Source organism: Streptomyces sp. NPDC107521, assembly GCF_055598485.1.
In genome coordinates, this window is the sequence record NZ_JBVKAT010000032.1 from 26,926 (window position 1) to 48,707 (window position 21,782).

Here is a 21,782-nt window from a genome sequence, read left to right on the forward strand (position 1 = left end):
ACGGAACTGACCGCGCATCAGGACGCCGGACACCCTACCCGCCGCACACGGACCCTCACGCGAAGGGCATAGTAGGGACCCGGCCCGGCAGCCGGTGTTGCGCGGCCGCGCGAGGCAGGGCACCACCGCCCGTCGTCGGCACCCCACCGGCCCGGCACGGCTTCGTACGGGGGAGGACCGCGGACAGATGGCATCACGGCGCGACGAACTGAACGCCCACACCTTCGCCAAACGCCGCCTGCTCGCGTCCTTCCTCCGCCCGTCCCCGACCGGCTCCGAGGAGGACGCCCCCAAGCCTCTCCGCGCCATCGTGCCCGGGGCCGTCGTCGGCGTCGTCGTCCTGGCCGTCTTCGGCGCCATCGGCCTGTTCAGCCCCACCGCGCCCAAGGGCTGGGACGAACCCGGCGCGCACGTCATCGTCGCCGGCGACTCCACCACCCGGTACGTCGTGCTGAGGACGGACGGCCGCAGACAACTGCACCCGGTCCTCAACATGGCGTCCGCCCGGCTCCTCCTGTCCCCGGACCGGACCGACGTCATCACCGTCGACGAGGACGTCCTGGACAGCGGGGACCTCCCGCACGGCGCCACCATCGGCATCCCCTACGCCCCCGACCGGCTGCCGTCCCCCGACGAGGCGGGGCGGGCCGCGCGCTGGGCCGTCTGCGAGCGCCCCGGGCCCGGCGGCCGGGCCGTCCAGAAGGCCGCCTTCGTCCTCGCCGAGCGCGACCGGCCCCGCACCGAGGGCCGCGGCCGGCTCACCCGGGGCGATCTGATGCACGTCGTCGGCCCGGACGGCCGCAGCCGCTACATCGTCGACTCCCGCGGCTACGCCTACCCGCTGGCCGACCCCGCCGACCCGGAGCTCCTCAAGGCCCTGGACACCCAGGGCCGTGCCCCGCAACGCGTCTCGCAGGAATGGCTCGACACCCTCCACCGGGGCGACCCGGTCGCCATCCCCCGCGTCGCGGGCACCCCCGGCGCCCCCGCCGGCGCCTCGGCCGGACTCGGGCCCCACGACCGGATCGGCATGGTCATCAAGGCGTACGACGGACAGCGCATGCAGTACTACGTCGTCCTCAAGGGCGAGGTGGCCCGCGTCTCGGAGTTCACCGCCACCCTGCTGCTCAACAGCCGCGCCCTCGTGGACGTCGGACAGGCGGGCGAGGCGCGGCAGGTCAGCCCCGGCGCCGTCGCCGACAGCACCGCCTTCCGGGGCCAGCGCACCTGGCCCTCCCACCGTCCCCGGACCGTCAACGACACCTCCGCCGCCGACGGCCGCACCACCGTCTGCGCCGTGCTCCGCGCGGTCGACGCCGGCACCGGCGCCACCACCCTCTCCACCTGGGCCGGAACCGGCTACCCCGCCCCGCTGCCCACCGGCTCCTCCAGCGCCTACGTCACCCCCGGCACCGGACAGCTCTACCGGCAGTTCCAGAACACCGAGACCGGGGCCGGCGCGGTGTTCCTCGTCACCGACACCGGCCTGCGCTACGCCCTCCAGGCCAACAACGACAGCGCCGTGGACGACCGGGGCATCGGCGTCTCCGGCGAGGAACGCGAACGCCGCCTCGACGAGGCCAGGACCGCCCAGGTCCGCCTCGGCTACGAGAAGGTGGCCCCGTCCCCCGTGCCCGTCCAGTGGTCCACCTTCCTGCCCACCGGCCCGCGCCTGTCCGAGGCGGCGGCCCGGCAGCCGCAGGGGTCCTGATGGCGACGGCCGGCCGGGCGGGCCCCGCCGTGCCAGGGGTCCGTCCCGCCCGGCGGCCCCCGCGCGCGGCCGTGCGCACCCCGGCCGCCGTGCTCGCGGCGACGGCCCTCACCGCCACCGCCCTCGGCTGGACCGCGCCCCCGGCCCGCGCGGACGACGGCGGCCGGTGCACCTTCCCCGCGCGGCGCTACGAGGGCCGCCCCTGGTCGCTCCAGCGCGTCAACCTGGACGAGCTGTGGGAGCAGTCCACCGGCGAGGGCGTGAAGGTCGCCGTCATCGACACCGGCGTCGACGCCCGCCACCCCCAACTCGCCGGTGCCGTCGACGCGTCCAGGGGCCGCGACTACCTCCGCGCCAAGGACGCCGACGGCGGACCGGCCGACCGCGGCGACTCCCGGGGCACCACCGACACGGTCGGCCACGGCACCAAGGTCGCGGGCATCATCGCGGCCCGCCCCGCTCGGGGAACCGGCTTCGTGGGCCTGGCCCCCGGCGCGACGATCATCCCCGTCAAGCAGAACGACGCGGAGGGCAACGGCACCGCCCACACCCTCGCCTCGGCCGTCCGCTACGCCGCCGACGTGGGCGCGGGCGTCATCAACATCTCCCAGGACACCGCCGACGCGGTCGAGCCCGAGCCGGAGTTGAGGGCGGCCGTCGACCACGCCCTGGCCCGGGGCGCAGTGGTGGTCGCCTCGGCGGGCAACGACGGCCTCGGCGGCAAGGTCGGCACCACCTATCCGGCGTCCTACGACGGTGTCCTCGCCGTGGCCTCCTCCGACCGCAACAACGAACGGGCGCCGTTCTCCCAGTCCGGCGAGTTCGTCGGCGTGGCGGCACCCGGCGTCGACATCGTCTCCACCGTGCCCGGCGGCGGCCACTGCTCCGACAACGGCACCAGTTTCTCCGCGCCGTACGTCGCCGGGGTGGCGGCCCTGCTGAAGGCCAAGTACCCCCGGTGGAGCCCCGCGCGGATCGTCGCCCGGATCGAGCAGACGGCCGAGCGGTCCGTCCCCGGCCACGACCGCCTCGTCGGCTGGGGCGTCGTCGACCCCGTCAGGGCCCTGACGGACGTGGACCCCGCTCACCCCGCAGGCTCCCCGGCACCCGACGAGCAGGGCCTGCTCCCGGCCCGCCCGCCCTCGGTGCCCCCGGTCCGCCTCGGCGAGTCACCGCAGGCCCGTGACGCCCGCGTGGGCACGTACGCGGTCGTCGGCGGCCTCGTCCTGGTGACCGCCCTGGCCGGCACCGCGGTGGCCACCCGGGACGCCCGCCGCCGCGACAAGGGCTGACCGCACCGCCCGGCCCCCACCGTGCGCCCTCCCCGCCCGAAGGCCCCCGCTCGGGCGATCCGGCCTCGACGGCACCCCCAGATGACCGGCCGGAGAAGGGGACGTGGAGTTGAGGATGACGACGGGGTTGTCCGGAGCGGCCCTGGTCGAGACTCCCCGCGGTGGCTGAGCCTCTCCCCACCCGGCTCACGCCGGTTCGGCACACCACCGCAGGGTTCATGCCCTCCTGCGGTTGATCACCTGGGTGACAGCCGTGCCGACCACCAGGAAGCCCGTAGCGACCGCGAGTAGGACACCCGTGGGCACCAGGGCATCCGCCGAGTCCGGAGCGTTCTGCAGATAGGTGAGCATGATGTTGACCGGAGAGACGCCGTTGCCCAGCAGCGCGGCCAGCAGGAGCCCCAGGGCGAGGACGAGTGAGTGGCCCTGCCGCCGGAACACCAGCCGTGAGCAGACCAGCCCGATGGCTGTGCCCGTGAAAGCGCAGGTGAGTTGGGCTTCGATCCCCAGGACCAGATCCGCAGGGCCGGGCGTGTGGGTTCCGAACACCAGGGGCAGCACCAGACCGGCAGCCGTCAGCAACAGGCACCACAGGGCGACCGTTCCGACCGTCGCGAGCAGAACGCGCAGACGGCCGCCTGCACTGACGACCACGATCGATCGGTGCGGCTGGTCCTCGAGACCGATCACCGCCATGGTCAGCCAGACCGAGCACAGCAGCACGACCCCGGCCACCGAGGCGTACGTCGCGCTGAGCGGGCCGGTGTCGCTGCTGGTCAGCACGGCCACCAGAGCGATGAACAGCAACAGCGGCGCCAGGTAGCGCTGGGAGAGCAACAGCACGGTGAACATGTAGCGGACCAGGGCGATCACTGGGAAGCCCTCCTTACATCGCATCGTTGATCAGATTCCCCCACGGTCCCGGTCAGGCTGGCCACCGACCACCGGTGCTGCAATGCCGTCAGCAGCACGGCGTCCGAGTGCTCCCGCGTCACCCGCAGGACGACATCCCTGCCACGCCGTGCGGAGTCCACCACACCGGGCAGCGCGGACCAGTTCACCTCGGCGGGCGTGACGCCGGTGCGCGGCAGCGTCAGGACCAGTGCGACCGTCGGAGTCCGACCCCCAGCGTGACGGCCGCCCTGCGCGACGACCCGGCCGCCGCCAATGACGAAGACGCCGCCGGCACGGGTCTCGATGGTCGCCTCGCGGTGGTCGGTGAACACCACCGCTCCGCCCTGTGCGGCCACTTCGTCGATGAACTCGGCAAGGACCCGGTGGGCGGAGGCGTCCAGACCCGACCACGGTTCGTCGAGAACGAGCAGTTCGGGCTGGACGAGCAGCGCCTGGGCGAGGGCCACCTTCTGCGCGTTTCCCTTCGACAGCGTGCGCAGCGACGAGTTCCGCCCGTCCGCCAAGGACAGCCGCTCCAGCAGATGGTCGCCGCGGGCACGGGCCATGGGAGTGGTCAATCCGCGAATACGCCCCATGTGGGTGAGATAGGAGATCGCCGAGATGCGGTCGTGCGCGGTGAAGCGGTCCGGTACGTAGCCGACGTGCGGTGGTCGGCCCGAAACGCTTCCGGAGGTGGGCGGGGTGAGTCCGGCGAGGATCCTCAGCAGGGTCGACTTCCCGCAACCGTTGCCGCCCATCACCGCGAGCACGTCACCGGCCGGGATGTCGATGCTCACGTCACGGAGGATCCAGCGTCCCCCGCCGTAGTGTTTGCCGACTCCGTCGCAACGTAACAACCCGTTCCTCCCTGGTCCATGTGTCGGCGTCTTCCGCCCGGCGGACGGACTTGACAGTTAAGCCGAGAAGCGGGTGAAGCCCCTGTCAGGCGGCCTCCATCAGGAGCACTGTCCGCACCAGGGGGACTGAGCTCTCCCCAACCTCAGTCCGAGCGGGCCAGTTGCGGACGGAGGGCAGCCTGGACAAGGACGGTCATGCGGGTGGTCGAGCACAACGGTGCGCGGGGAAGGGGCGCCAGGACTTGAAGGCTGCGACGGTCTGGTCCACCAGGCTCGAATCTCTGCGTGGATCGGATGACGGCCTTCAGGCCCGTGCGAAGGGCCTCCCGGGGCCCCTGGCAGCGGACCCGGACCGTGTCCCCGGGAGGCCCGCGGTGATGCGGTCGATGGGCAGCGGCGTGCCGACCGGCAGCACGAATGCCTTCGTCGGTGCAGTCCGGACCGCCTCCCGGAGGATCGTAGCGAGCGCGGCCAGGGCTTCGATGGTCTTGACGATGTGCCGGTAGGCGGTGCCGGTGCCAGGCCGGCCGTACGCCTGGCCGTGCGAAGGCGGACAGGCGTGGGGCAGGGCCTGCCACCCGAACTCAGCCGCCCCCGAAAGGTGCCGAGTTCTCGCTGGTGCCGGCGGAGCCCGGCGGACAGGAAGCGCGGGGCGGGGCAGGACACGTGGACGCCGGACGGATGATGACGTCCATTCCCTGGAACGGGGCCACTTGTACGTCCGGAGTGCTACTGAGCTTGAACTCGTGATGTCGTCGGGTTGCTCAGGTGGGTCTGATGGTCAGGCCGGTTTCGGTAAGGCAGCCGTCTATGAGGTGGCTGCGGTACTGGTTGCGCCGCAGGCCGCGTCGGATGCGCTGGACGAGGTGTTCGGGAGTGCTGAAGGCGACGTTGGAGAGCCAGCCGCGGCGCAGGAGGGACCAGATGCCTTCGACGGGGTTGAGGTCGGGTGCATAGGGCGGCAGGTAGTGGATGGTGAGCCAGTCCCGGGAGGCGGCGAACTCCCGTAGTCCGGCGGCCTTGTGGACGTTGAGGTTGTCCCGGACGAGCACGATCGGGCCGCCGAGCTGCTGGTGGGCGGCGATCAGCAGGTCCCGGTAGTCACGCCAGGAAAAGCTCTTGCGCCCGTCACGGTTGCCGTCGTCGCGGCGAGGCCGGTAGATCAGTCGTGACCGGTGGCTGGGTTTGTAGCAGGTCAGCGCCGCGATGGATATCCGTCTGCGGGAGCGGCCGCGGACCCGGACCACCGGGGTCCGGCCGCGTGGCGACCATGTCTTTGCGTGCGGCGGCGTCATGGAGAATCCGGCTTCGTCCTCGAAGACGAGCCAGGCTCCACGGGCCGCCGCGAGCCTTCCGCGCGGGGCCACACCTCCTTGACCCACCCCGCGACCGCATCGTCATCCCGCTCCATCGCTCTGCGGGCCGGTACCTGACAGGACCAGCCGTTACGCACCAACAGCTTCCGCACACCCTGGATCGTGTACGTCAGATGGAAGCGCCGGCCGATCACCGTCTTCACACGGGCCAGTGTCCAGCGCTGGTCCTCCCAGCCATGCGCGGCCGGCCCCTTGGCCAGCTCCGCCTCCAACTGCGTGAACTGCTGATTGCTCAGCCTCGGGAGCGACGCTGGCCCCTGCGACCGCAAGGACCGCGGGCCGCCCTCGGCCCACGCATGGCGCCATCGCTGCACGGAGCGGACACTGACCCGCAGGTCCCTGGCAATCACCGTACTCGCCTCGCCCCGGGCGAACCGATCGGCTGCCTTGAGCCGTAACTCCTCACGGAACTACTGCCGTTCGGCGGTCAGACCACCCCCCTGTGGATACCGCATGCACCGGTGACACCGCACGGGCGACGAACCATCAGCCCCTACGACTCCACAAGCTCAACCTCAGTAATTGCTGGGTGCCGGTACTTGCTCTGGCAACCGTGCCTCGTCGGCGCAACCGATATGCCTGGAGAAAGCGCGGGACATGGAGTTGAGAATGGTCATCAGATCCTTGTCGGTTGCTTTCTTGGACTGCTCGTCGGGAGAGCTGTAGAGAGACGCCCAAACATACGGTGTCTTTTTCTTCTCGCGGTCGATTGTCGTGCACTTGAAGTAGAGCGTGGCCGCGGTTCCTCTGTCAGTCAACGCATACACGCCGATTGGATACTTCACAGCGCCACGCTGGGTATCACCTTCGGAGGCTTCCGGAAGTGATGATCTTGCGTGGAACCTGACGTGGATGAGCGGATGGCTGGTTTTTGTCTCGGCTCTGGTGATGTAGCAGCTATTAATTTCTACGGAAGAGTGCAGAAGTTGATATGAAAGTTCGAAAGAGAAGGCGTCGTTCGGGTCTTCGTAGGCTTCGTCGAATTGTGTCGCATCCCCCATGCGTTCGAGTGACCTGGCTGCCTCGTGGTCCAATGAGGATGCGCAGACCTGTGCGGCGTTCAAGTGGGATTCATTGTTCTCACCGTTGCTGCAGGCGGAAACGGTTAGTGCGATCAATGCGGCTGTCGTCGTGATTTCACGCATTCTGGTTCGCATTAGTCTGCCTTGTGAGGGTTGTGGCCGCGAAATTGATTTTCGGACGCGCCGACTGTGTAGTAGGCGCTCTCGATCTGATTTCCCCATTCGGGGGCAGAGTAATCGCTGTCCTTGAAGCCGGCGGAATAGGATTCGTAGGCCGATCCGAGTTGCTTGGCCCCGGCTCGATAGAAGTTTCGGCTTGTGATCTGGCCTTTCTCGGCGGGGTCCTGTGACCTTTCCGATACCGTGTCGTCGATTCCGTGGTTGATGAAGGTGTTGACGACCTGGCCGAGCGTGCTGGTGGCGATCGGGGTGATGACCACTGCCGCCGCCGTGGCGCCGGGCATCGGGATGGCCGCGACGCCTGCTCCCACCAGGACTCCCGTCCCCGCCTTGATCCAGTCGGCCGAGCGCCCCAGCGACTTGTTGGCCTTTTCCGAGTCCGCCTTGAAGTCCGACTCCGCCTGCGAGACGCGCGAATGGTCGAGGATGCCGCGTGCTTCCGCGCCGACCATCAGACCGTCGTGGGCACGTCCGATGCCGACCTCGCTCGTCGGAGGGTTGGCGTCCATCACACTGAGGGTGTAGAGGTGCTGGGCCGCGGTGACGGCCCCGTGGGAGGTCTCGTTCTGGCCGAGCACGCTCAGGAAGTCGATGGCTCCCGCTTCGCTGAAGTAGGCGCGCCCCGGGTACTTGGGCGGGAAGGTCTCCTCGTTCCGCATGTGGTCGCCGACGCCGGAGAGGCTGTAGTCGATGTCATCGATGTAGGCACCGGCCATCTTCCCCAGGCTGTCGGCCAGCTCGGGCTGCTTGTGCAGCATCTCGGGGCCCTTTTCGCCTCCGTACAGGTACGAGACCTGCTCCATGACCGCCGCCGTCTCGGCCGTGCGCTGTGCGCCACCGGTCGCGAGGATGTGCTTGATGTCCGTGTCGTAGGCGAGTCCGGTCGTGGCCGCTTCCAGTGCGTGGCCGAGGGAGTCCCGTCCGGCGACATGATTGCTGTCGCCCAGGAACGAGCTGTCCGACGCCCAGGTGCGTTGCTGCGTGAGGTATTTCAGATTCTCGTTGACCTTGTAGTCGTCGGCATTCGGATCGCTCGTCGGATCGGGGGCGCCGAAGAACTCGGTCGCGGCGTCGGGGTTGTGTCCCAGGGCTTCGAGGAAACCCGTCATCGGGTCACGACCGCGGTCGTTCTCGTGGTTCCAGAGGTTCAGGTCCGACTGGGCCGCGCCGCCCACCCAGAGGTTGAACTTCATACCCGTGAACTGCTTGTCCTGGGCCAGGAGCCTGGTGCCGTAGTCGTTCAGGAACCGGTCGTCGTAGTCGCCGAAGCGCATGAGGTTGCTCATCGTGGCGAAGCCGGTCGGGTTGCTCGCGTCGTCGATCTCCAGCCGTTGATCCCCGAGCGCGATCATCTGCTTCTTCCACTTCGCCATCCCCGCGCTGTCCGAGAGCGTGGCCTGCCCCAGGGTGATGCCCAGGTTCTTCTGGAGCCGCTTCGCCTGCTCGCCGCGCGCCGGGTCGAAGGTCGCCTGGAAGGGGTCGGCGATGCCCGCCCAGAAGGCGAGGACCCCCTTCGGGCCCACGTTCCTGGCGAAGGTCTCGGCGAAGAGCGGGTCGTTCCGGTACGTGGCGAGGGTGGAGTTGAACGCGGCCAACTCCGTCGTGGTCACGTCGCGCGGGTTCTTCCTGGCCACCTCGGCCAGCGCCTCGGCCTTGGCGATGGCGGCCGCCGCGCTGTCCCGGTCTCCGTAACTCGCACCGGAGAAGCCCAGTTTGCTCTGGTCGGCGAGGGCGCGCAGGACCGTCCTGGCGGAGTCGTCGCTCTTGGTGGCCTCCTTGAGGATCCTCTCGAGCTCGTCCCGGAGCGCGACGGCGCCCGCGTCGGAGTCCTGGCCCGTGGAGCCGCGCTCCTGCGGGGGAGCGTCGGAGGAGACGGTGAAACCGCCCTCGTGGCCGACGACCTTGAGTCCCTTCCTCCGGCCGCCGTCCAGGGCGGTGACGAGCCGGCGGTGGTAGCCCTTCAGCTCGCCGGCGGTGTCGCTGAGGATCTTGTGGACGGTGGTGGCCTGGGTGTGCGCGTCCTCGAACTCGTCGGCCGTCTTGCCGATGAACTCCTTGGACACCTTGGCGTTCACCCCGCCCCACCGGGCCTTCTCGGCCCGTCCGCGCAGCCGGCCCGCCGCGTCCTTCCTCAGGCCCTCCAGAGTGCCGACGAGCGTCGACCAGTCCTTGACGGCGTCGTCCAGCAGTTTGAAGTCCGCGTCGCGGAGCGTGTCGAGATCCATGGGGCGTGTCCTTGGGGATGAGCTGGTCGGCGGACGAGAGGGCGGGGCCCGGGCAGTGCGCTACGTGGCCTGCTCCCCGTCCGGCCGGCCCGTCCGCTCGTTGAACCCGGCGTCCAGGGCGGCGATGGAACTGAGCCGGCGCTGGATGTACACCTCGTCCCCGTCGTGCAGCTTCTTGGTGACCCGCAGATGGTTGGAGATCTGCGCGCAGGCGTCCACCAGGGACATGAGCTGTTCCTCCCAGCGGTCAGCGACGTGCTGGAGCCCCGAGCCCAGGGCGAAGCCCTGCCGGGACAGGTCGGCCGCCGCCGCCTCGCTGCTCGGCACGTTGACGCGGACCGTGTCCCACAGGTCGTCGTGGAGTTCGAACGCGGCGGCGCCGATGCCGGCGAGGTCGTCATCGGTGACCTTCAGGTCCCCGTAGGAGCCCGGGAGGCCGGAGTCACCCGAGGAGCCGCCGTCCAGGGTGTTCAACCGCGTGTGCGGGGAGTCCCGCTGACGGCCGAGCGCCTCCGCCTTGAGCTCTTCCCACTCGTTCCATGCCATGGTCGGCGACCTCCCCGTGTGCGGGAATCCCCCAACCGGGGGGCTTCCGCGGTGTCCGGACGACAGCCCAAAGTTAGCAACTGTGTTGCCGGAACGGTCCGTAGCCCAGGCGGTCGGACCCGGTCGGTGCGGTGTACGGGGGCAGGGACGCCCGAAGATGGCGAGATCCCGTTCCCTGGTCAAGGGGCGGACGGGAGCCCCCGAAGTCGCTCCATGACCATCTCTCGTTGCAGCGCCAGTGACTTGACGAACAGTCAGTGAGACTCGGCGCACCCTAGCTCCGCTCGCGCAAGCCGACACATTTGGCGCACAACGCGGTTGGCCGTGTTGTACCCGTTGACTACAGTGGTGATCACAGTGCGCGACGCCCGCGTTGCGGGTGCAAGCCGCGGGTGCAAGCGGGGAGCGGGCCGCCGGAGGGGCGCACGGCCGGGGCATTCACGGGGTGGAGCGGGGAGGGAGCGGAGTGCTTCCAGCGGACATGGTCGGGGGCGTGTCGGCCGCGCGGGCGGCGAATCTGGAGGTGGCGGGCGATGCGCTCGGCACGTTCGTGAAGCGGGTGGACGGGGTCCTGCGCGACCTCGAGGGGTCGCCCGGCGACCCGAAGCGCGTCGGGGCGCAGACCTTCGCTCCCACGGCGCTCAACAGCGGGGCCGCGAGCGCTTTCCCGGAGGCGCACGGCCTCTACCTGGAGTACCAGCGGGTGCATGAGAAGCTCACCTCGCTCTCCACGACGCTGCACCTCCAGATCGAGGCCATCGGGATCGCCGTGCGGGGCGCCCACGTGGGCTTCGACAACCTCGAGGAGGAGCAGCGGCGCCGGTTCTGGGCGATCCAGACGCGGCTCCGGGCGGAGCGGCTCGTGGAGACCGTCCCCGAACGGCGCGCCCAGGGCGACGACACGGCTGGGGGTCTGTGACGATGACCGGGCAGCGGTACGAGGGGGACCTGCGGCGGGTCGCCCAGCAGAACTCGCTCACGGACACCACCCGTTGGGTGCAGGCGTTACCCGGTGGCGGATCACTCATGGGGGTGGTGCGCTCGGCGGTCACCGAGACTCCCGTCGGCCGCGCGATGCGGGGGCGCACCGACTTCGAGGGCCACCGTCTCAACGACATGATCGATCTGGTGGAGCGGACGGAGCCGGAGGTCCTGGAGTCGTCCGGCCGGGCGTTGTGGGACGCCCGGGACGCCATCGAGGAGGCCGCCAGGGAACTGGACGGCCACATCGGGAAGGTGCACTGGGTCGGGAGGTCCGGGGACGCCTTCCGCGAGTGGGGCCGTTCGCTGGTCACGGCCACCTACGGTCTGGGCGACTTCGCGGGCGGGGCGGGCGACCAGCTCACCGCGGCCGCCGTCGGCCTGGCTTCCGTGCGCAAGGCCATGCCCCCGCGGGACACCCGCCCGGACGCGAAGGCGCTCCCCCCGGGACAGCTCCCCGCGGCCGATCGGGTCGACGGGAACAAGGACTACGCCGCCGCGGTCCGGGTCGAGAAGGACCGCCAGGAGGCGATCAACCAGATGAACCGGTTGTCGTCCTACTACGCGGTGGCGCAGGAACGCCTGTCGTCCCTCGACGCACCCCGCTTCACGACGATGCCGGAGTTGGGCGTGCCGCAGCCCACTCGGGGTGAGCCAGGCGATGTCTTCGGTCCTGGCGGCGATGTTTCGACCGCTCCCAGGGGTACTGGAACGACGGCGTCCACAGGTCAGGACGTGGTGTCCGCGGAGTCCCCGGGTATCCGGTCAACGACCGCGGACCCTGCGGGCCCGCCTTCGGTGATCAGGGAGGCGGGGCGGTCCGCAGCGCACGTCTCGGGGGAGGTCTTCAACCCTCCGGCCGGGGCCTCGCGTGTGACGCCGGTGGCAGAGCCCACGGTCGGTACGACGATCGACAGCGTCGTCACCCCGTCGGTCCCGGCACCGCACGCTCCTCCGCCCGGTGCCCCGCCCCTGGGCGCCCCCACCGGGGGTGGCGGGCCGACCGGAGTGGCAGGGGGCGGCTACGGAGTGCCCCTGCCGGTTTCGGGGACGGTCCCCGGAGCAGGACCGGGCGGGACACGCGGGGGCGCCTTCACCGTGAGGGGAAGCGCGGTCGCATCTGGTGCGGGCGGAACGACCGGTGCGGCACCCGCCCGGGGAACCGTTGAGGGACCCGCGGGCCGCGCGGTCGCGACCGGACAGGCCGTGGCCAGAGGGGTTTCTCCCACGACCGGGACTCCGTTCATGGGGCCGAGCGCGCCCGGGGGCACGGCACGACCGGGCGGAACGCCCGCCCCGAGGCCCTACGGTGGCGCGACGACCGGAGCCGGGCGGACGAACGGTGTGGTCGGAGGGCGGCCCGTGAGCGGTGCCGGGACGTCGGCCGGAAACGTGCCGAGGACGTCCCGGGGCACCGTGGTCGGTGCCGAGGCGGCCAGGCCCCGGGCGGACCGCCGGCCGGGGCAGCGTGGTGTGCTCGGGGCTCCGGGCTCCGCAGCGGCCCCTGGCTCTGGGGGCAGAGCGCTTCCGGGGGGCTCGGCACCGTCCCGGGCCATCACCGGGACCCCCTCCGCGCGCAACTCCGCCGCCGTGGCCCGGCAGAACGGACTGACCCGCGGCGGTACCGGCCTCGTGCGCGGCCCCGCCGGGCGGGACAGGCCCGGGGAGACCCGGGGCGGGGATGCCGGGGCACGTTCCTCCCGCCGGGACGAGGAGGAACGCCCTCCGGCCGCCCACGAGCCGCCCGGCGTGCCGCCGGCCTGCAACTGACCCCCAACGAGGACCTACGACGCCATGAGAGCAGTGACCGGCCGGTCGGCCGAGAAGAAGCCCGTATCAGGGGCCCGCGTCGGGCGCCGCGCACGTGTGGTGAGCGCCGCCGTCGGCCTGTTGACGGCGGCGGGCGTGGTCTTCGCTCCGAGCGCGTCGGCCCTCGACGTTCAGCAGGACCAGTGGTACCTGGGGCCGATGCAGGCCGAACAGATGTGGAAGGCCAGCACGGGGAAGGGCGTCAAGGTCGCAGTCATCGACTCCGGCGTGAACCCGAACACGGACTCCCTCAAGGGTCAGGTGCTCATGGATGAGGTTCCCGACTCCGTCGCCTACGGTGCCACGGACGACTTCTCCGGGCATGGGACGAGCATGGCCGAGTTGATCGCGGGAACCGGGGCGGGTGGCGGTGTGCAGGGACTCGCGCCAGGGGCGAAGATCGTTCCGTACCGCGTCGTCCTTCGTGGTCTCTCGGAAGCGGAGAAGGGGAAGACAGCCCAAGCCGCCGAGGCGATCAGGGCGGCGGCGGACACCGATGCCAGGATCCTCAGTATGTCCTTCTCATCCGACTACGTCGTTCCGGAGATGGAGCGGGCGCTCATCTACGCCGCCTCGAAGGGCAAGCTGCTGATCGCCGGTGTGGGCAACAACGGAGAGGGCGACGCGCACATCGGCTACCCGGCCGGCTACCCGTACGTGATCGGCGTCACGTCCATGAATCGGAACAACAAGATCTCGAAGTTCTCCTCACGTGGTCAGTACGTGGATCTGGTGGCCCCGGGAGAGGGAGTTCCCGGATACTGCCGACCCGAGTTCAGTACCTACTGCCACGGACTGGTGGGCACCAGCGCCTCCACCGCCATCGTCTCCGCCTCCGCCGCCCTCATCTGGTCCGCCCATCCCGACTGGACGGCCAACCAGGTGACCCGGGCGCTGATCGACACCGCCAGCCGCAAGTGGCCGAAGGACGACCCGACCCAGTACGCAGGGTACGGGACCGTCCGCCCCCGCAAGGTGCTGGAGGACCCGGAGTACGACGCCGGACCCGCCTACTCCGACCCCCTCGCCGAGTGGAACCGCTCGGAGGGGGAGCCGCTGGTGACGGAGATCCCGCCGTCCTCCGCCCCGGTGTCCCCCTCCGTACCGGCGTCCTCGCCGCCGCGGGCCGCGGGAGGCGAGGCGGACGGGGACCGGCCGACGGCGGCGCCCGCGCAGAACGCCTCCTCCGCCGGGGACGGCGGCTACGGCCTCTGGATCGCGCTCGGTGCCGCCGTCGCCGCGATCGTGCTCGTCGGCGGCACCGTGGCCGTACGCCGGTCGCGCCGCACCGCGTGAAGCCCGCACGGGCCGCGGAACCGCACTGTTGGATCGAAACGGGAGACAGGGAGGGCCGACGATCATGGCCGTCGACCAGAAACTCGAAGACGCCGCGGTAGTCAAGCTGCAGAAGGAGATGTACGAGAAGTTCGAGAGCATCCGCAAGCGGGTGCGCAACCTGCACGGGGTGATCGACAGCCTGGAGGGCCAGTGGCAGGGCATCGGCCGTGCCGCCTTCGACAAGAAGCAGTACGAGATCAACACGTCGCTGCAGAACATGGGCCGCATCCTCGGTGACGTCATCGACGCGATGACCGCCACCCGCAACATCAAGGACACCAAGGAGGACGAGGTCCGCGCCGCCGTGAACAGGATCAACGTCTACGAGGGAGCACCCACGGTGCAGTCGTCACCGTTCAGCTCGATGTGACGGCCGCACCGGGAACGACGGACCAGGAACGGCACACCGGGCACCGGGCACCGGGCACCGCGCCCCGGGCACCGACGGGCACCACGCACGCCGCCTGGCGCCCCGGTGGCACGGTGCCCCCGGTGGACCACCGGCCGGGGCATGAGCCGGACGCCGGCGCGACGACCGGCGCGGCGGACCCATACGCAAGGGAAACGAGGTAGGCGGGGATGAACCACAACGCGGACGGCCTGCAGGTGACGTACGACGGTCTCGACTTCGCGGCGACGAACATCGCCAACGAGGCGAGGCAGCTCGACGAGGACATCCAGCACCTGCGGCAGCTGGTGCGCAACAGCAAGCAGTACTGGGTCGGCAAGGCCCAGAGCACCTTCGACCAGAAGCTGGCGGCCTGGGACAAGGAGGCCGCCGACATCCACGAGGCGCTGAGGGGCATCGGCCACGTCGTGGGCCAGTCCGGCGGCACGTACATGGACGGTGACCTGGCGGCCTCCAAGTACCTGGCGTAGTACCCGGCGTGGCCGACGCGACCGCGGCGACCTCCGCGATGGCGACCGCGGCGACCACCTCCGCGATCGCGACAGCGACGGCGACGGCGGCCGGAGTCGGTGAAGGGCCGGGGTGGGCGTGCACGGGAGACGTCCACCCCGGCCCTTCGCCGGCTCACCCGTCTCCCGCCCCGGTCCCGCCGGCCCCGCCCCCGCCCCCGTCCCGTCGGCCCGGTCCCGTCAGCCCCGCAGCGGCCCCGCCGGCCCCCGGTGGTCACCTTCCCGTCGGTCCCTCCGCCACCCGTGCCACCTGGACCAGCGGCTTCCCCTGGCGTCGTGACACGAACACGCCCCGCCCCGGCGGCATCGGCCGCGCCCGTACCCCGCCGAGCAGGTCGCCCTCGGCGCGGTCGCCGCTGAGGATCACGCCCTGGGCCCCGAGTTCCTTGATGCGCTGCATGAACGTCTCGTAGCCGGAACGCCCCGCGCCCGCCGTGGAGCGGGCGATGATGAAGCGCACCCCCACGTCCCGGGCGAAGGGCAGCATCTCGGTGAGCACCGCCAGCGGGTTGCCGGTCGACGTGGCCACCAGGTCGTAGTCGTCGACGACGACATAGACCGTCGGCCCCTGCCACCAGCTCCGGTCCCGCAACTGCTCCGGTGTGACGTCGGCGGTCGGGGTGCGGCGCTGCATCAGCTCCGCCAGCGCGTCCATGTGGTGCTGCATCCGGTTCGACACCGGCACGTACTCGGCCAGGTGGGAGGCCGGGACGGCACCCAGCAGCGAACGGCGGTTGTCGACCACGAACAGCTTGCAGGAGTCCCCGTCGTAGCGCTCCGTCAGGCGCTGGATGAGCAGCCGCAGCAGATTCGACTTGCCGGACTCGCCCTCGCCGAGGACGAGGAGGAACGGGTCCTGCTCGAAGTCCACGAACACCGGTTCGAGGTTGTCCTCGTCCAGGGCGAACGAGACGCCCCGACGGGGGAACCGGTCGCCGGAGGGGAGCCGGTCCGCCGGGAACTCCCTCGGCAGCAGGCGCACGGCGGGCGCCCCGGGGCGCGGCCAGAGCCGCGCCGCCTCGGCGGCGAGCGCCCGGGTCGCCGGGGCCAGCTCCGCGTCGGAGGGGCGGCCGTCGAGACGCGGCACCGCCGCCATGAAGTGCTGCTTGCCCGGGGTCAGTCCGCGTCCGGGCACGGCCGTCGGCACATGGGCGGCGACCCGGCGGTCGATCTCGGAGTCCATCGGGTCGCCGAGCCGCAGCTCCAGCCGGTTCATCAGCAGGTCCTTGAGGTTGCCCCGCACCTCCATGGAGCGGGACGCCGTGAGGATCAGGTGGATGCCGTAGCCGAGGCCGCGCGCCGCGATGTCCAGGACGAACGGCTCCAGGCCGTCGTAGTCCGTACGGAAGCTGCCCCAGCCGTCGATGACCAGGAACACGTCGCCCCAGGGCTGGTCGTCGGCGGAGATGTCGCCGCGCGCCCGGCGTTCCCGGAACTCCGCGATCGACGGGATGCCGGCCGTGCGGAAGAACTCCTCGCGGCGCGTCATCACGCCGTACACCTCGGCCGCCGTGCGCCGCACCTGCTCCGGGTCCAGGCGCGAGGCCACCCCGCCGACATGGGGGAGACCGGCCACGGCGGACAGCCCGCCGCCGCCGAAGTCCAGCGCGTAGAACTGCACTTCGTGCGGGGTGTGGGTGAGGGCGAAGGAGGCGATGAGGGTGCGCAGCAGGGTCGACTTGCCGGACTGCGGGCCGCCGAGGATCTGGAGGTGCCCGGCGGAGCCGCCGAAGTCCACCCACAGCGGGTCGCGGCGCTGCTCGTAGGGCTTGTCCACCAGCCCGGCCGGGACCACCAGGCTCCCGGCGCCCTCGTGGCCGGGCGGGGCCAGCCCGCGCCCCGGGACCTCCGCCAGGCCGGGCAGCAGCGCGTCGAGCGTCGGCGGGCTGTCCAGCGGCGGCAGCCACACCTGGTGGGCCGCCGGGCCCTGCCCCTCCAGGCGCCGCACGACGACGTCGAGGACGGTGTCGGCGAGCGCCTCGTCGGCCCCCTCGGGCGGCTCCTCCGACCGCTGCGCGGGCACCGCCGGGAGCGGCACCGGGACCGGGGCGGCGGTGAACAGCACCGGCCGCCGTCCGGCGGGCAGCGGCCCGCCGGGGGACACCGGGCGCGGCGCCCCCGCGCGGTACGGGCCGGAGACGTAGGCGGCCTTGAAGCGGACCATCTCGTCGGTGCCGAACTTCAGGAAGCCGGAACCGGGCACGTTCGGCAGCTCGTAGGCGTCCGGCACGCCGAGCGCCGACCGGGACTCCGCCGCCGAGAAGGTGCGCAGGCCGACCCGGTAGGACAGATAGGTCTCCAGCCCGCGCAGCCGCCCCTCCTCCAGCCGCTGCGAGGCGAGCAGCAGATGCACGCCCAGCGACCGGCCGATCCGGCCGATCTGCACGAACATCTCGATGAAGTCCGGCTTCGCCGTGAGCAGTTCGCTGAACTCGTCGATCACCAGGACGAGGGAGGGGACGGGCTGGAGCGCGGCCCCGGCGGCGCGGGCCCTCTCGTAGGCGTGGACGTTGGCGTAGTTGCCCGCGTCGCGGAGCATCTCCTGGCGGCGGTTGAGCTCGCCCCGGAGGGAGTCGCCCATCCGGTCGACGAGGGTGAGGTCGTCCGCGAGGTTGGTGATGACGGCCGCCACGTGCGGCAGGTGCGCCATGCCCGCGAAGGTGGCCCCGCCCTTGAAGTCGGCCAGCACGAAGTTGAGGGTCTCGGAGGAGTGGGTGACCGCGAGTCCCAGCACCAGCGTGCGCAGCAGCTCGGACTTGCCGGAACCGGTCGCGCCGACGCACAGCCCGTGCGGGCCCATGCCCTCCTGCGCCGCCTCCTTCAGGTCCAGCATCACGGGCCGGCCGTCCTCGCCGACGCCGATCGGGACTCGCAGCCGCTCCGACGGCGAACGGGGCCGCCAGGTCCGCCGGGTGTCGACGGAGGCGGCGTCGCCGAGGGCCAGAAGATCGGTGAACTCCAGGTCGGCGAGCAGTGGTTCACCGTCGTCCCCGCCCGATGCCGGCCGCAGCGGGGCGAGCTGGCGGGCCAGAGCCTCGGCCGCCTCGTACGACAGCCGGTCGGGCGCGCCCTCGTAGACCATGCCGTCCGCCGACTCCAGGCGCAGTTCCTCCGGGCCGAGGACGACCGAGAGGTCGCCGCGTCCGGCGGCGGGACCGCCGGGCACCACCTCCAGCACCGTGACGCCCTGGAGTCCCTCCGGGGCGGCGAGTCGCGCGGTGGGCGGCAGGGAGATCCCGTCGAGGACGACGACCAGATGCGGCTGGTCGGGCACGGGCGGCCCGTCCGGGTGGAAGCGGGGGCGGCCCTGGAGCCGGTCGTCGAGCAGTTCCTCCAGTTCCAGCGGGTCGGTGGTGATCAGCCGGGTGCTGCCCGCGCCGTCCGAGGAGGTCCTGGACTGGGTGTGGGGGAGCCACTTGGCCCACTCCCACGCGGGCGCGCACGCGTCGCCGACGGCGAGGGCGACGACCAGGTCGTCGGGGGAGTGCAGGGCGGCGAGCGAGGCGACGACGGCGCGTGCGCCGGAGCGCGCGCTGCCGGGCTCGCCGCCGAGGGTCACGTGGTAGAAGGCGCGCAGCGAGACCGCCATCGGCAGCCGGTCGAGGGTGCCGTGCGTGGCCAGGAAGCGGCGCATCGCGTCCGCGGTCAGTGGCTCCAGCCGGTCGACGGGGGCGGTCTCCGGGGCGATCAGGGGGGTGGCCAGGGACTGCGGGCCGAGGCCGACCCGGACCTGGCCGAAGTCCTCGTCCCCGGCGCGCCGTTCCCAGACCCTGCTCCCCTCGGCGACCAGCGCCCAGAGCTGTTCTGGGGAGGGGTGCAGGTAGTACTGGGCGTCCCGCTGCGCCCGCGCGGTCTCACGGGCGGACTGCCGGGTCCGCGACAGATAGCGCAGGTAGTCCCGGCGGATGTCGTCCAGTTGCCCCTGGTTGCCCCGGCGGTAGCGGACCAGCATGGCGACGCCCATGGCGATCGTCGAGGCCACCATCACCATGCCCATGATCTTCATGAAGGGCTGGGCCTGCGGATTGAAGAAGAAGACCACCGAGCCGCCCATGCCCAGCATGGGCAGGATCTGCATCAGGGCGCCCTCCCGCTGCCCGCGCGGCAGTTCGGGCGGCGGCTGCACCAGCACGTCGTGGGTGGGCACGTCCTTCGGCAGTGCCCGTCGTGGACGCTTGACGACGATGTGGCTCACTTCGCATCAATTCCCTTGCCCGGCGGCCTCGTTCACCCGTCTGCCCGTTGCCCGGCACACGTCGACGCGAAGGGTGATCCTACTGCGCCGCCCCCGCCGCGGCCGGACGGCGGGGCGTGCGACGGGCGTGAGCGGATGCGAACCGGCCGCGCCCGGCCGCCCCAACCCGCCGATGGTGCGGACCGGTTGGGACGGGGGTCCCGCACTGCGGCATGATCGGACGCGAAGGACGCCGACGGACGGCGCCGGAGCGCACCGGCGCACCGGCGGGCGGTGCCGGGGACCGTGGAATGCGGTGCCGGGAACCGGCGGGCCGCGCCGGGACCGTCGGCCGACGGGGTGCGCGAAGGCGCCGCACCCGCCCCGGTCACCGGCGGAGCCGGCCGACCGCCGACCGCCGACGGCCCCGGCCCGACCGAAGGCAGACCCGATCCGCACCACCGACACGTCCGGCGAGGGCCGAACGGCCCGGCCCGCACCACCGACAGGGGGAAACCAGGTGAGCATCACGGCCTCCACGCCCACCGGCCGACCGGACGGCCCGGCGGCGCTGCCCGGCTCCGGCGCGGGACCCGGCTTCTGCCGGGTGACCATCGTGGCGCCCGACAGCCGCGTCGACGTGGCACTGCCCGACGACGTGCCCGTCGCCGACCTCCACCCGGAGATCCTCCGCCTCTCCCGCCCGAGCCCCGCCGAGGACGCCCCGGTCGGCCACCACCTGGTGCGCCGCGACGGCACCGTCCTCGACGGCGACCGGTCCCTCGCCGCCCAGCGCGTCCTGGACGGGGAACTGCTCGCCCTGCGGCCCTTCGCCGAGTCGCTGCCGCCCGCCGTCGTCGACGACGTCTCGGAGGCGGTCGCCGCCGCCGTCACCCGCGACCGCAGCCTCTGGCGGGACGAGTACACCCGGACCGCGGGGCTGGTAGGGGCGGGCGTCCTGCCCGTGGTGCTCGCCCTGGTGGCCTGGAGCTCCCAGATCCGCCACGACATGCACGGCCTCCAGGGCGTCGTCGCCGCGGTCGCCGGCGTCCTGCTGACCACGTTCGCCTGCGTCCGCGCCCGCGTCTACGGGGACCGGGGCGCCGCCGTCGCGCTGGGCCTGGGCGCGCTGCCCTGCGTCGCCGTGGCGGGCTCGGGACTGGTGCCGCTCGCCGAGGGGCAGGGCATCGGACGGCTCCAGTTCCTGCTGGCCTGCGCGGCGGTCCTGGTCGCCGCCGTCGTCCTCACCCTGGTGTCCCCGGGTGGCGACAGCCCCTTCGTGGCGTTCGTCCTCGCCGCCGCCACCGGCATGCTCACCACCTTCGCCGCGCTGCTGACCGGGATGACCCCGGTGGAGACCGCCGCGGTCGGCGCGCCGCTGTCGGTCTGCGCCCTGGCCTTCCTGCCCGGCCTGTCCCTGCGCCTCGCCCGGCTGCCCGTCGGCTTCGAGCCGCCCGGGGCCTCCTCCGGCACGGGGCCGGACGCCCTCACCGGCGGCCGGGGACCCACCGGCGGTCAGGGGCACTCCGGCACTCCGCGCGGCGCCCGCCCGGCGGGCCGGGCGGACCTCCCGGACGCCGTCGACGCCGAGCGGATCGCCGCCCGCGCCCGCCGGGGTCACGAACTGCTCGCCGGACTGGTCGGCGGCTGCGCGATCGTCGCGGTGGGCACCGCGCTGGTCCTCGGCTTCTCCGCCGACGGCTGGGCCCAGACGCTCGCCCTGGCCACCGGGATCGCGCTGCTGATGCGCGCCCACCTGTTCCGCTACACGGTCCAGGTCGCCGCGACGCTCGCCGCCGGGCTCGGCACCCTCGTCCTGCTCGGCACCGGTCTGGCGCTCAACCCCCCGGACGGCCTCTGGACCGACGCCCTCCGGGGCGACACCGCCGCCCTGGACCTGCGCAGCGTCTGGCTGGCGGCCGCGCTGGCCGCGTCCGCCCTGCTCGTCACCGCCATCGGCCTGATCACCGCGCGGCGCGGGGTCACCCCCTTCTGGGGCCGCTTCACGGAGATCGCCGAGTCCTTCGTCCTGCTGACCCTGATCCCGCTGGCCCTCGCCGTGTTCGACGTCTACGGGGCGGCACGGTCGATGACGGGGAACTGACACCGCCCCGCCGCCGGCCGTGACCTCCACCGGCCGGGGGAGGGCGTACGCCCCGGAGCGGAGGGCAGGTGACGGTACCCGGGGCCGGAGCAGAGCCCGGGCCGGGTACCGGTGCCGGGAACAGGGGCCCGGCCCGATCCGGCACCGACCGGCGCACGCGCGGTCCCCACCAGGGCCTCCCCGGCGGACGACCTCGTCGGAACTTCACCCTGCCGGGCCCCGCTGCGGGACGCCCTTTCCACCCGGGACGCCCCTTCCGGCCGAAGGCACTCCCGAGGGCACACCCCACGTGGACGCCCCCACCGCGGGCACCCGTGCGGCGGGCACCCCGACCGCGGGCACCCCTGCCCGGGAA

13 protein-coding genes and 1 pseudogene are annotated in these 21,782 nt (G+C 72.1%); 7 read left to right on the plus strand and 7 right to left on the minus strand.

The window, feature by feature from the left end:
- Positions 1-187 precede the first annotated feature (187 nt).
- Complete coding sequence (gene eccB, locus ACZ7LB_RS30685) at positions 188-1,711, plus strand: type VII secretion protein EccB (protein WP_471472773.1); 1,524 nt, start codon at positions 188-190, stop codon at positions 1,709-1,711.
- Positions 1,711-3,003 (plus strand): type VII secretion-associated serine protease mycosin, encoded by a 1,293-nt coding sequence (gene mycP, locus ACZ7LB_RS30690; protein ID WP_471472775.1) that lies wholly within the window; start codon positions 1,711-1,713, stop codon positions 3,001-3,003. The genes eccB and mycP overlap by 1 nt, the downstream gene beginning before the upstream one ends.
- A 216-nt stretch (positions 3,004-3,219) precedes the next feature.
- On the opposite strand, the gene ACZ7LB_RS30695 is transcribed toward mycP, so the two are convergent.
- The 6 genes and pseudogenes from ACZ7LB_RS30695 to ACZ7LB_RS30720 all read right to left on the minus strand — a co-directional run bounded on the left by ACZ7LB_RS30695 (position 3,220) and on the right by ACZ7LB_RS30720 (position 10,103).
- Complete coding sequence (locus tag ACZ7LB_RS30695; protein ID WP_471472777.1) at positions 3,220-3,900, minus strand: hypothetical protein; 681 nt, start codon at positions 3,898-3,900, stop codon at positions 3,220-3,222.
- The gene (locus ACZ7LB_RS30700) at positions 3,873-4,694 is read right to left on the minus strand and encodes an ABC transporter ATP-binding protein (RefSeq protein WP_471472779.1); all 822 of its coding nucleotides are present in this window, start codon (positions 4,692-4,694) and stop codon (positions 3,873-3,875) included. The genes ACZ7LB_RS30695 and ACZ7LB_RS30700 overlap by 28 nt, the downstream gene beginning before the upstream one ends.
- An 824-nt stretch (positions 4,695-5,518) precedes the next feature.
- Positions 5,519-6,585, minus strand: a pseudogene (locus tag ACZ7LB_RS30705) (IS630 family transposase).
- Positions 6,586-6,645: 60 nt separating this feature from the next.
- Positions 6,646-7,275 carry a hypothetical protein gene (locus ACZ7LB_RS30710; RefSeq protein ID WP_471472781.1) on the minus strand — a complete coding sequence of 210 codons (630 nt, stop codon included), beginning with the start codon at positions 7,273-7,275 and terminating at the stop codon, positions 6,646-6,648.
- Between the two features lie 11 nt (positions 7,276-7,286).
- Positions 7,287-9,557 (minus strand): hypothetical protein, encoded by a 2,271-nt coding sequence (locus tag ACZ7LB_RS30715; RefSeq protein ID WP_471472783.1) that lies wholly within the window; start codon positions 9,555-9,557, stop codon positions 7,287-7,289.
- 60 nt (positions 9,558-9,617) lie between these two features.
- Positions 9,618-10,103 carry a hypothetical protein gene (locus ACZ7LB_RS30720; RefSeq protein WP_471472785.1) on the minus strand — a complete coding sequence of 162 codons (486 nt, stop codon included), beginning with the start codon at positions 10,101-10,103 and terminating at the stop codon, positions 9,618-9,620.
- Between the two features lie 466 nt (positions 10,104-10,569).
- Between ACZ7LB_RS30720 and ACZ7LB_RS30725 the strand changes: the two genes are divergently transcribed.
- The 4 genes from ACZ7LB_RS30725 (at position 10,570) to ACZ7LB_RS30740 (ending at position 15,110) form a co-directional block, all read left to right on the plus strand.
- On the plus strand, positions 10,570-11,022 hold the full coding sequence (locus ACZ7LB_RS30725; protein WP_471472787.1) for a hypothetical protein: 453 nt from the start codon (positions 10,570-10,572) through the stop codon (positions 11,020-11,022).
- Between the two features lie 1,856 nt (positions 11,023-12,878).
- On the plus strand, positions 12,879-14,189 hold the full coding sequence (locus tag ACZ7LB_RS30730; RefSeq protein WP_471472789.1) for a S8 family serine peptidase: 1,311 nt from the start codon (positions 12,879-12,881) through the stop codon (positions 14,187-14,189).
- Between the two features lie 64 nt (positions 14,190-14,253).
- Positions 14,254-14,601: a WXG100 family type VII secretion target gene (locus tag ACZ7LB_RS30735; protein ID WP_471472791.1), complete on the plus strand. Its 348-nt coding sequence runs from the start codon at positions 14,254-14,256 to the stop codon at positions 14,599-14,601.
- A 209-nt stretch (positions 14,602-14,810) separates the two neighbouring features.
- Positions 14,811-15,110, plus strand: a complete 300-nt coding sequence (locus tag ACZ7LB_RS30740; protein ID WP_161225666.1) for a WXG100 family type VII secretion target — start codon at positions 14,811-14,813, stop codon at positions 15,108-15,110.
- A 253-nt stretch (positions 15,111-15,363) separates the two neighbouring features.
- On the opposite strand, the gene eccCa is transcribed toward ACZ7LB_RS30740, so the two are convergent.
- Complete coding sequence (gene eccCa, locus ACZ7LB_RS30745) at positions 15,364-19,344, minus strand: type VII secretion protein EccCa (protein WP_471472793.1); 3,981 nt, start codon at positions 19,342-19,344, stop codon at positions 15,364-15,366.
- 505 nt (positions 19,345-19,849) lie between these two features.
- On the opposite strand from eccCa, the gene eccD reads away from it, so the two are divergent.
- A complete protein-coding gene (gene eccD, locus ACZ7LB_RS30750) occupies positions 19,850-21,427 on the plus strand; it encodes a type VII secretion integral membrane protein EccD (RefSeq protein WP_471472810.1) in 1,578 nt (525 codons plus the stop codon).
- The last annotated feature ends 355 nt before the right edge of the window (positions 21,428-21,782 follow it).

What these genes read in the sequence shown, in the direction of transcription:
- eccB (WP_471472773.1), top strand. Translation starts at nt 188, where the DNA reads ATGGCATCACGGCGCGACGAACTGAACGCCCACACCTTCGCCAAACGC.
- mycP (WP_471472775.1), top strand. Translation starts at nt 1,711, where the DNA reads ATGGCGACGGCCGGCCGGGCGGGCCCCGCCGTGCCAGGGGTCCGTCCC.
- ACZ7LB_RS30695 (WP_471472777.1), bottom strand. Translation starts at nt 3,900, where the DNA reads ATGCGATGTAAGGAGGGCTTCCCAGTGATCGCCCTGGTCCGCTACATG.
- ACZ7LB_RS30710 (WP_471472781.1), bottom strand. Translation starts at nt 7,275, where the DNA reads ATGCGTGAAATCACGACGACAGCCGCATTGATCGCACTAACCGTTTCC.
- ACZ7LB_RS30715 (WP_471472783.1), bottom strand. Translation starts at nt 9,557, where the DNA reads ATGGATCTCGACACGCTCCGCGACGCGGACTTCAAACTGCTGGACGAC.
- ACZ7LB_RS30720 (WP_471472785.1), bottom strand. Translation starts at nt 10,103, where the DNA reads ATGGCATGGAACGAGTGGGAAGAGCTCAAGGCGGAGGCGCTCGGCCGT.
- ACZ7LB_RS30730 (WP_471472789.1), top strand. Translation starts at nt 12,879, where the DNA reads ATGAGAGCAGTGACCGGCCGGTCGGCCGAGAAGAAGCCCGTATCAGGG.
- ACZ7LB_RS30735 (WP_471472791.1), top strand. Translation starts at nt 14,254, where the DNA reads ATGGCCGTCGACCAGAAACTCGAAGACGCCGCGGTAGTCAAGCTGCAG.
- ACZ7LB_RS30740 (WP_161225666.1), top strand. Translation starts at nt 14,811, where the DNA reads ATGAACCACAACGCGGACGGCCTGCAGGTGACGTACGACGGTCTCGAC.